The following is a 10,158-nucleotide window of genomic DNA, read 5'->3' as shown; positions in this document are numbered from 1 at the left end:
ACAAGTCGACCAATCATTTGTTTCATCAGTTGCAGATAAGAGAAATACTATTCCAAGAAAGTCATTGAACTATCAAACACCATTGGAAGTATTTTTGAGTTACATGAATGAAGATGTTCTGTCTAGCTTAATTTGACAAATCAGATATATTAAAAATCCTATGTCAAATATAGCTACTAAAATTCAAAGTGAGGAGATAGATATATGAATATTCATCCAATAAAAGCATTTTCTGATAATTATATTTGGATTATTGAAGAAGGTACAGAGGCAGTGGTCGTTGATCCAGGAGAAGCTGGATATGTGATAGATTACTTAGAGGAAAAGCAACTCCATTTAAATGCGATTCTCTTGACCCATAATCACGATGATCATATCGGTGGGGTTCAGGAAATTTCAGCAAAATATCCAGGTATTGCAATCTATGGGCCAAAAGAAACAGAACATATAGCTGACCATATTGTTCATGAGGGTAACTCCTTTAATTTGTTAGGCCAAAATTTCCGAGTTTTAAAAACGGGTGGACATACCCATGGACATATCAGCTTCTTAACGGAAGGGGCACTTTTTTGCGGAGACGCTTTATTCTCAGCGGGCTGCGGTCGTGTGTTTACAAAAGATTACCGGGCTCAATATAGTGCCTTACAAAAATTCAAACGATTAAACGATGAGATACAAGTCTACGCAGCTCATGAATATACGCAAACCAATTTACGCTTTGCACACTCTGTGCAGCCGGATAACACAGTCATTTCTGAAGCTTTAATTGAAGTTAATGATTTGCGTGCAAAAGGACAGCCTACATTGCCCACAACGATTGGTAGGGAGAAAAAGATCAATCTCTTTCTTCAAGCGGAGAAGTTAGAAGATTTTAAAGCGTTGCGTAACGCTCGTGATGAGTTCTAAGTATTCTTTTAAATCTTGATATTAGAGCATTTATTAAATTAAGTGAGGAGACAAAAACGATGGACTTTGAAGCAGTCATGCAGGGGATTGAAGCTTTAAGCAAGCCAAGAATGAAGAAAATATACCTATCCAATGGTGCACATGAGCCGCTTTTTGGTGTAACCACAGGTGAAATGAAACCTATGTCAAAGAAAATAAAAAAAAATCAGCCTTTAGCTGAAGAGCTTTATGCCACTGGAAACTATGATGCCATGTATTTTGCAGGTATTATTGCAGATCCAAAAGTCATGACCGAGTCGGATTTTGATCGTTGGATGGATGCAGCTTATTTTTATATGCTATCTGATTTCGTAGTAGCCGTAACACTATCAGAGTCAGACATTGCACAAGAAGTTGCTGATAAGTGGATCGCAAGTGGTCAAGAATTGAGAATGTCAGCGGGGTGGAGCTGTTATTGTTGGCTTTTAGGAAATCGTCCTGATACTGAATTCTCTAAAAGTAAGATCCTTAATATGCTCGATACCGTTAAAAAGACGATTCATGATTCACCAGAACGAACCAAAGCTTCCATGAATAATTTCGTATCCACTGTTGGGATTTCATTTTCACCTCTAAATGAGCAAGCAATGGATGCCGCAAAGGAAATAGGTGCAGTGGAAGTCAAGCGAGATAATAAAAAAAGCAGTACCTTGAATGCTTACGTTAGTATTCAAAAACAAGTAGACAAAGGAAGAATAGGCTTTAAACGTAAATATGTGAGATGTTAAAGGAGCTTCACATCATGGGTTGCTGAAGATCATAAGGACCCAAACGAGATAATGAACGAATCGTTGATTTTATTTGTAATCGAAACCTTAATTTTGAGATAGCAAAAGGCACAGCATCCCGGTTAAATGGATGTTGTGCCTTTTTTTAAAGAAACTTATTTTTTACTTATAAATCATCATGTTCATTTTGGCTAATCATTGTTGGAAGAACTCTTAAACCTATATTGTAGCTGAGCAGCTCTTCTGGATCATCCAAATTAATGTCACAGAAATCAACAATTTTATTTATGCGATAACGCATCGTTTTAGGGTGAACAAAAAGCATTTCTGCACTTTTAGTTAAATTTTTATTGCAATCAAGATAAGCACGTAGAGTTTCAACAAGCTCAGGTTCTTTTTTATATAACAATAATAATTTATAAGGAAGCAGCTCTTTTAGTTTAGATGCATCAGTTATTTCAGAAAGAACTCGATAGAAGCCTAAATCTTCATAGTTCATAATAAAGGAAGTAGTTTTAAATCTTCCAGCGTGTTGAATAATTTTAAGTGAATGAAGAGCTTGGGTTTGGAAGTCATCAATAGTTGTTTCATGGCTAATACCAATACGGTAAATATAAGGTTTCGACTCCATTTTCTTTAAAATCAAAAGAAAATCTTTTTGGAAACTTTGTTTGAACTCCTCATCGGTTTGATGATCTGCATTCATGATAAGAATAATGCGATTTGAACGTATACGATAAACAAAATCTAGCCAATACTGTTGACACAGTTTAATAAACCGTTTGTTTTGCTGTTTATCAATAGTAGATTCTTTTACATCGTTGAAAGATTTTTCTGAGGGTTGAACAAATTGGATAACGACAATACGATATTTTTTATTTGGATATAGTTTTAGTACCTCAGCAGCCTCGTACATATCTTCTTTTGATGAAAATTTATTTGCTAGTAGGTCATCGATAATATCATTTCGGAAATTTTGTTGTACTTCTGATATAGCAAATTTCTTTATTAGTTCCATTTGAAAAAAACTTACAGCATTTTCAATCGCCATGAAATCAAATTTGTGGAGTTTTTTATCAGCTTCACTGATTGCTAAATAATGAAAATCATTACCAATATTTGGAATTTCTACTATTAATTGAGTGGAGATTTGTTGTGGATCTGCGGCAGTACTAACAGATTGGCGATTATAAGAATAGTTCATATAGGATTTTTTGATAATAGGTATACTACTAACAACATTTAATTCAGCGTACCTTTCTTGAGTCGAAAAAATACATGTTTTATTGTAGTCCAATAAAGAGACCGGACAGTGAATGAGCTCCTCTAGAACACAAACAATATCTGATAAAGTTGGTTGTTCTAAAGCGATACGAGTAAATTTATGGTGGATTTCATGATAATAATCCAATAATTTCACTTTCTCATTAAAAAGTATCTGCATTACTTCGGAAATAATAGTGCTATATGGTGTATTTCCAGGAATTTGAATAAGAGGGAGATCATATCTTTCGCAAGCTTCAATAATACCTTCGGGAATTTCTTCGATAAAGCGATCTTTTTTGATAATGAGGCAGCTAGTTTTGTAGTGGACTAATTTTGCAATGAATTTCTCTAAGTTAATTGGTGTTTCATGTTGCAGACTATAAAAGCTTGAGAGAAGTACTTGTCCAGGAGTTAGCCATTTTTCTACATCGGGTGCTTCCATAACCATTATATTAGTGATTTTTTTATATAAGCCATTTTTTCCGCCAATCAATAAGGCGTCTTCTAAAGAAGAAAGTGCTAACATATCTTGAATAGTAAATGACACAGATAACGCCTCCATTAAGCTGTTCTATTTTATTTGATAAAAATAACATAACATACTTGTAATAGATAAAAAAGAGCTGTTTATCCTTTAGAGATAAAAAATCAAATAAATTTATCCAACAAAGTAAATGTATGCGCTATTACAAGTAGGTATACTATAAATAAAGAAAGTTATTAAAGGGGGAGAAAAGATGGAACAAGCAAAAAAAGAAGTAATAGATGAACGCTATAGACCAACAGAAGTTTCAGATAAGTATTGGTGGAAAGTAGTAACTTTATTTACCCTTGGTTGGGCGTTGATGTATGCGGATAGAACAATCTTAAATCCTATCATGCCACAATTAGCTCTAGAATTTAATTTAAACAATTCTCAATTAGGACTTATTAACAGTGTATTCTTTTTAACTTATGCAGTTACTCAAATTCCTTTTGGAGTATTAGGTGACAAGTATGGAAGGAAATTAGTAATTGCAATTGGATTCATTTTATTCGGAACTATGACGTTATTAAGTGGTATCGCTTCTGGGTTTGGGATTTTCATGATCTACAGGGCATTAACAGGCGCAGGACAAGGGACATATTATGGTCCTCAATATGCTTTATCAACTGAGTCTATACCATTGAGGAATCGTACTTTCGGGAATGCTATTATAAATAGTGGTATGGCACTAGGTACATCAGCTGGTTATATATTATCAAGTAAATTGGTACTAGAAAATGGAGAACACTGGAGTCTACCATTCTTTATTATGTCTATACCAACTATTCTTATAGGTATTCTTATTTTTACACTATTAAAAGAAAAAGTTACGCGCCCAGAAGATAGAAAAATAAGTGGAACAAAAGAAATAGAAAAAGAAGAGAAAGTTAAAAAAGTATCCATAGCTCAAATTTTTAAAAATCGTAATTTGGTTTTAACTTTTATTATGTGTTTTTGTTCATTGTATGGTTTCTTTGTAGTTCTTACATGGTTGCCACAATTCTTACAGGTAGAACGTGGATTTGAAGGGACAAGCGTAGGATTTATTGCTTCGCTCGTTCCTTGGGCTTCTATACCAGGAGCAATTTTGTTTGCCCGTTTGTCTGACCGCTTTAAACGGACTAAAATATTTGTTTATACACTCGTACCTATTGCAATGCTTTCAATTTTCTCAATTGCTTTTGTAACAGACCGGACACTATTGATTGTCGCTTTAGTATTATATGGTTTGACTGGAAAACTAGCGTTAGATCCAATATTAGTATCGTTTGTTGCTAAAAACTCTCCAAAAGGATCCTTATCAACGGCTTTAAGTGCTTATAATTTTGTTGGTATGTCAAGTTCTATTTTAGCACCTTATGTCACAGGATGGATAACAGATACTGTTGGTTCTATGCAAATAGGTTTCTATTTATCCGCAGGTCTATTGTTAGTAGGAATGATTTTCTTTAGTTTCACTAAAGAAAATGAAGTAGAAGCGTTTGCATAAGTCGATCTGCTATAAATAAATCGAAAAAGGAAGGGTATCTATTTTAATAGTAAATTTAGGTACCGCTGCTTCTTTTTTCTTTTATTTTTTAACTAAGAAAAAATTTTAGGAAAGAGAGTTGAAGAATGGAAGGAATCCTAAAGAAAGAAGGAATAAAATGGATACGCTGAAGAAGGTAAATTTAACCACTCAAATTATCGTTATGACTGTTTTAGGAATAATTTTTGGTGCTCTATTCGGACAATCTTTAAGTTTCTTAGATGTGATAGGGAAAATTTTTCTACGACTCATTCAAATGTCGATAGTAATATTGATCATGGGACAAATCATTGAAGCAGTGGGAAACTTGAACCCTAGGGGATTGGGTAAAATTGGTTTAAAGACATTTGGACTGTTTATTTCTTCATCTTTAATCGCAGCAATTATTGGAATTACGGCTGGAGTCGCTTTTAACCCAGGATCTGGAGTAGATACAAGTTTACTGGATGTTTCAGGAGAAGCCATTGAAACAGTCTCAACGGGATCTATACCAGAATTAATTTTAGATTTTTTCCCTACGAATATTTTCAGTTCAATGACTGAAGGGTCAATTGTTCAAGTAATCGTTTTTTCTTTGATTTTTGGTATTGCTTTAAGTTTTGTAAAAACAGAACAAGAAGACAATCTCATTTTAGAATGGGTCAAGCAATTTAATGCGGTCATCTTAAAAATGATTGGCTTAATTATGAAAACAGCTCCAATTGGTATATTTGCTATTATAGCTTCTACGATAAGTAAAATGGGTCTTAGTATCATTCTACCAATGGGTAAATATCTAGCTGTCTATGGATTTGCCACTATTCTTTATTTAGTAGTTTGGTTTGCTATTACATCTATTTACCTGAGGGTTTCAATTATAAAATTAAGTAAAAATATGCTTCAAATGTCCTTAATGGCCTTAACAACAACGTCCTCAGCTATCACACTGCCTACAGCGCTAAATGATTCAAAAGAAAAATTAGGTGTTAGCGATCGGATAGCAAAATTAGTTTTGCCTTTAGGTATGTCGCTTAACAGTAATGGTTCATCTATGCATATGGCGATCACGATTGTAACGATTGCACAAATTTATGGTGTGACGTACGGAATGAGTGATTTTGTTTATATTGTTATTCTTTCTACAATGGCTTCTTTAGCAAATGCAGTTGTTCCAGGTGCAGGGCTAGTATCTTTAACTATCGTAATTCCAAGCATGGGATTGCCTATTGAGAGTATTGCCTTGTTTGCAGGAGTAGATTGGTTTGTCGGAATGTTAAGAACGATCCTGAATGTAGACTCTGATACAACAACAGCATTGATTGTTGCCAAAAGTGAAAATGAATTGGATTATGATATTTTTAATCGCTAAAGGTACTAAAAAAAGAGATATATATCAACAAAAATAATATAGATATAGCTAAGGAGAGTACACATGAAAAACAAATTGATAAAAAGTTTATCGTTCTTATTGCTCGGTATGATTTCTTTCGCTATTCCTACAATTGTTTCAGCAGCAGGTGTCGAAACAGCTGCTATTCCATCTGGTTGGATGGCGATAATGACATTAGTTCCTTTAGTAATCGTCTTAACACTACTTTTTTTAAAAGTCGATATGATTATAGCGGGATTAGTTGGTGGAGTCATTGCAATGATACTTGGGGGCATTGGGCTAGCTGAAGCCAACGCTAAAGTATTAGAAGCAATTCCAACAATGTTAAGTATTACTGTTCCTATTATAAATTCAGCTATCGCAATGGCAGTCTTTAAGTCAGGAGGTTATACAGCTGCACTTACATTAGCCAGCAGAGCTACTAAAGGAAAAGTGGAGTATGTATCTGGATTCATTGTTATTTTGCTAGCAGCAGCTACTTATATGTCTGGTATTGGTGGAGGAAGTGCTATGGTAATTGCTCCTTTGGCTTTTGCCGCTGTAGGAGTTGTTCCTGAACTAATTGCTGGTATGTCTTTGGCAGCAGCTGTTTCTTTTACAACTTCACCCGCTTCACTTGAATCAAGCATCACCTCTGAACTGGGTGGTTTTGAAGTTGCTGAGTATGTAGCTATAATGCGTCCATACTGGATTTTATTTGTTGTCTTAGCAGTTCTACTAGCTTTCTTTGGAACTAAAAGAAGACAAATTGGTTTTAAAGAAGATACGTCAAATGAATTTACAGCTATGAGTAATGGTGAATTGTTTAAAAATACTTTACCAGCTATTTTCTTATTATTTGCTGTTATTTTTGGGCCTTTAGTTAATAAACTGGTTGGTGTAGCCATCTTCACACCACTTGTTTATATGGTTGTTACTTTAGCTTTGATATTTATTTGTACAAAGTTCAAAATGAATGAGACCGCAACGGCAATGGTAGATGGATCCAGTTACATCCTGACTCGTCTATTCCAAGTAGGGATTTTTCTAGGATTTATCAACATTATTGCCGAAACAGGTACTTTTGGAGTCATTGCTGGAGTCGCCAACTTAGCACCTACTTTCTTAGTAGTTCCGGTTGCTGTTTTAACAGGTATTTTGATTGGTATTCCAGCTGGGGCTTATGTAGGTTCAGTTTTAGCGCTAGTACTTCCAGTAGGGATTTCCTTAGACTTTTCACCATTAGCATTAGGACTGGTGACTATGGGAGTTGGTATGGGAAGCCAAATGAGCTTTGTAAACATTACTATGCAAGCTCTATCATCCGGATTCCAAGTACCTATTTTAGATGTTGTGAAAGGAAATATAAAATGGATCAGTATGGCTTCTGTTCTATTGCTAGTTATATCATTAGTATTTACTTAAACATTATAAGAGAGGATGTAGAAGAATGGATATTTTATTAAAACAAGTTCGATTGAATGATGGAGAAGAGTTAAAAGATATTGGTATTGAAAATGGAAAGATCGTAGCAATTGAGAAAGAAATTTCTGAACAAGCAAAAACGGTCATTGAAGCGGGAGGGCGAGTACTAGTACCAGGTTTTGTTGAAAGTCATATTCATCTGGATAAAGCACTGATTGCTAGCCGTAAACCCAATAAATCGGGTACATTGCAGGAAGCAATCAAAGTTACAGCTGATTTGAAGCCCACTTTTTCAAAAGAAGATATTTATGATCGTGCAAAGCAAGCATTGGAGATGATTATCCCAAGGGGAGTAACAGCCATAAGAACGCATTCTGAATTTGATCCTGCTCAAGGTTTTACTGGATTTGAAACGATTTTACAACTAAAAGAAGAATACAAGAATTTAATTGATATCCAAGTCGTTGCTTTTCCGCAAGAAGGAATTTTTAAAGCACCAGGAACGGAAGAAATGATGCACAAAGCAATGGAGATGGGTGCGGATGTTGTAGGAGGAATTCCATACAATGATGCACCAGCCAACAGACACATTGATTTGATATTTGAAATTGCAAAAAAATACAATAAGCCTATTGATCTGCATCAAGATTTTAGTGATGAAGCAGATGATATTTCTATCAAGTATCTTTGCCGCAAGACGATTGAAGAGAACTATCAAGGTAGAGTCGCAGTAGGACATTTAACAGCACTTCATGCTTTACCAAAAGAGAAGCTTGATCCTATCATTCAATTAATGGTAGAAGCTCAAATCAGTGTAATGGCGCTGCCAGCAACAGATCTGCATTTAGGAGCTCGTAATGATGAATATAATGTAAGAAGAGCCGTAACACCCATACGTAAATTAAGGGATGCTGGGGTCAATATGTGTATTGCAACCAACAATATCCGTAATGCATTCACTCCTTATGGAAATGGAGATATCTTTCAAACGGCTATGTTAGCTATTCCAGTTGCTCACTTAGGTGGAGCAGATGACCTGCATACCGTATTGCCAATGATCACAACTAATCCTGCAAAAGCAATTGGATTGAAAAACTACGGAATTGAGGTAGGAAATAAAGCTGACATAGTCTTGCTAGATACTTTAGTCAAAGAAAATGCAATTATTGACATTCCTGAAAGACTTTATGTTATTAAAAATGGGAAAATCACTGTTAAAAATCACAAAGAAACGATCATATATCGGTGAAAATTCTGAAAATATTCAGTAAATAAGAATAGAAAATCAGCCTCATTCTTCTTTGAAAAAATAGAAGAGTGAGGCTGATTTTTTGACCAATAGATAAATCGGCTTTGTACATCGAATAGAATTTTTCGCGAAATCACTACGACACTGTCTACTTTTTATGATAGCCAAGTAATCAAATGTTCATAAGCTTCTTTTGCTTCAGGAGCAGAAGGCTGGCGATCAAAATCATGTTCAAAATCGTTAACGGTAAAGAAATAGGAATCAGGAATAGCTTCATGCAAGAATTGACCCATTTGAAATGGAATATCTTGATCAGTTTTGCTTTGAGCAATAAAAGTAGGAGGTAATGCAGCTAAATCACTTTGTGTTAAAGAAAAAAATGCTAAGTCTTTCTCAGAAGCCTTCAAATAGCTGATCCATTTACCCGTTTGTCTAGCGTATAAATATAAAGCATACCGTGTCTGTAGCGGTCCATTAGCTATAGGGGTTGTGCCAATTAATTTTTGAATAATTTTTTCAGGCATAGCGGGATACTTTTTATAAAAAGCATTTGGACGCTGTAAACTAGCTTCTTTTAGGGTGTGATACCCATAAAAACTAATGATTTTCTCAGATTTAGGAAGTTCAGGATCTTTTGCCAGCAAAAGAGCTAAGTAGGCACCAGCTGAACGGCCAAATAAGCTAAATGAATTGCTATTTATTCCTAAGCTAGAATGGTATTCCGTTAAAAACCATTGAAGACCTTTTTTTGTTTCTTGATAAATCTCTCTTAATGGAGATTCTGGTGCCAATGGATAATCCAAAGATAAAAAATGATAGCCTGCTTCTAGAAAAGAGTTGATATATGTTACAGGCAAATCGTTACGTTGACCATATAGTAGTCCTCCACCATGTAAATAAATAATAGTGTGGTCTTTTGACGATGAAAAAGATTTATAAAAAGTTGCCTTTAATGTTAGTGAGTGATAGTCGTTATATGAATAGTCTATAGGTGAAAGTTCCATTTAGATCCTCCTTCAAAAGTTATGCCGTTACTAACTTGTTATTAGATTAGCATAGAATCTGTTCACTTAGAAACGAGTGTGCATAAAATAGTATTTTTTATCTATATGAGGTAAAAAGAGTGTGAGATTTTATCTTTTT

The 10,158-nt window shown here is 34.8% G+C and carries 8 protein-coding genes and 1 pseudogene; 7 read left to right on the top strand and 2 right to left on the bottom strand.

Features of this window, described 5'->3' with window-relative positions:
* From J7E16_RS10550 to J7E16_RS10540, 3 genes and pseudogenes are all read left to right on the top strand, one after another.
* Positions 1-136 (top strand): annotated as a pseudogene (locus tag J7E16_RS10550) (IS30 family transposase); the annotation flags it as partial.
* A 68-nt stretch (positions 137-204) separates the two neighbouring features.
* A complete protein-coding gene (gene gloB / locus J7E16_RS10545; RefSeq protein ID WP_214891537.1) occupies positions 205-906 on the top strand; it encodes a hydroxyacylglutathione hydrolase in 702 nt (233 codons plus the stop codon).
* Between the two features lie 59 nt (positions 907-965).
* On the top strand, positions 966-1,673 hold the full coding sequence (locus tag J7E16_RS10540) for a DNA alkylation repair protein (protein WP_214891535.1): 708 nt from the start codon (positions 966-968) through the stop codon (positions 1,671-1,673).
* Positions 1,674-1,839: 166 nt separating this feature from the next.
* Here J7E16_RS10540 and J7E16_RS10535 read toward each other — a convergent pair whose 3' ends face one another.
* A complete protein-coding gene (locus J7E16_RS10535; RefSeq protein WP_214891533.1) occupies positions 1,840-3,486 on the bottom strand; it encodes a PucR family transcriptional regulator in 1,647 nt (548 codons plus the stop codon).
* A 190-nt stretch (positions 3,487-3,676) separates the two neighbouring features.
* Between J7E16_RS10535 and J7E16_RS10530 the strand changes: the two genes are divergently transcribed.
* The 4 genes from J7E16_RS10530 to J7E16_RS10515 all read left to right on the top strand — a co-directional run bounded on the left by J7E16_RS10530 (position 3,677) and on the right by J7E16_RS10515 (position 9,015).
* Positions 3,677-4,954 carry an MFS transporter gene (locus tag J7E16_RS10530; RefSeq protein ID WP_214891531.1) on the top strand — a complete coding sequence of 426 codons (1,278 nt, stop codon included), beginning with the start codon at positions 3,677-3,679 and terminating at the stop codon, positions 4,952-4,954.
* Positions 4,955-5,120: 166 nt separating this feature from the next.
* Positions 5,121-6,341, top strand: a complete 1,221-nt coding sequence (locus J7E16_RS10525) for a dicarboxylate/amino acid:cation symporter (RefSeq protein ID WP_251006173.1) — start codon at positions 5,121-5,123, stop codon at positions 6,339-6,341.
* A 180-nt stretch (positions 6,342-6,521) separates the two neighbouring features.
* The gene (locus tag J7E16_RS10520; protein WP_502756801.1) at positions 6,522-7,766 is read left to right on the top strand and encodes a citrate transporter; all 1,245 of its coding nucleotides are present in this window, start codon (positions 6,522-6,524) and stop codon (positions 7,764-7,766) included.
* 25 nt (positions 7,767-7,791) lie between these two features.
* Positions 7,792-9,015 carry an amidohydrolase family protein gene (locus tag J7E16_RS10515; RefSeq protein WP_214891525.1) on the top strand — a complete coding sequence of 408 codons (1,224 nt, stop codon included), beginning with the start codon at positions 7,792-7,794 and terminating at the stop codon, positions 9,013-9,015.
* Positions 9,016-9,170: 155 nt separating this feature from the next.
* Here the strand turns inward: J7E16_RS10515 and J7E16_RS10510 are convergent, their stop codons facing one another.
* Positions 9,171-10,019, bottom strand: coding sequence for an alpha/beta hydrolase (locus tag J7E16_RS10510; RefSeq protein ID WP_214891523.1), 849 nt, complete (start codon positions 10,017-10,019; stop codon positions 9,171-9,173).
* Positions 10,020-10,158: the final 139 nt, after the last annotated feature.

The sequence above is a fragment of the Carnobacterium sp. ISL-102 genome (assembly GCF_018612935.1).
Taxonomy (GTDB): Bacteria; Bacillota; Bacilli; order Lactobacillales; family Carnobacteriaceae; genus Carnobacterium_B; species Carnobacterium_B alterfunditum.
Note: the sequence above shows the minus strand (reverse complement) of the source record. Positions and strands in the feature narration are given on the sequence as shown.

Bases quoted from the DNA above. Each gene is read 5' to 3' on its own strand.
- gloB (WP_214891537.1), top strand. From the start codon at position 205: ATGAATATTCATCCAATAAAAGCATTTTCTGATAATTATATTTGGATT.
- J7E16_RS10540 (WP_214891535.1), top strand. From the start codon at position 966: ATGGACTTTGAAGCAGTCATGCAGGGGATTGAAGCTTTAAGCAAGCCA.
- J7E16_RS10530 (WP_214891531.1), top strand. From the start codon at position 3,677: ATGGAACAAGCAAAAAAAGAAGTAATAGATGAACGCTATAGACCAACA.
- J7E16_RS10520 (WP_502756801.1), top strand. From the start codon at position 6,522: ATGGCGATAATGACATTAGTTCCTTTAGTAATCGTCTTAACACTACTT.
- J7E16_RS10515 (WP_214891525.1), top strand. From the start codon at position 7,792: ATGGATATTTTATTAAAACAAGTTCGATTGAATGATGGAGAAGAGTTA.
- J7E16_RS10510 (WP_214891523.1), bottom strand. From the start codon at position 10,019: ATGGAACTTTCACCTATAGACTATTCATATAACGACTATCACTCACTA.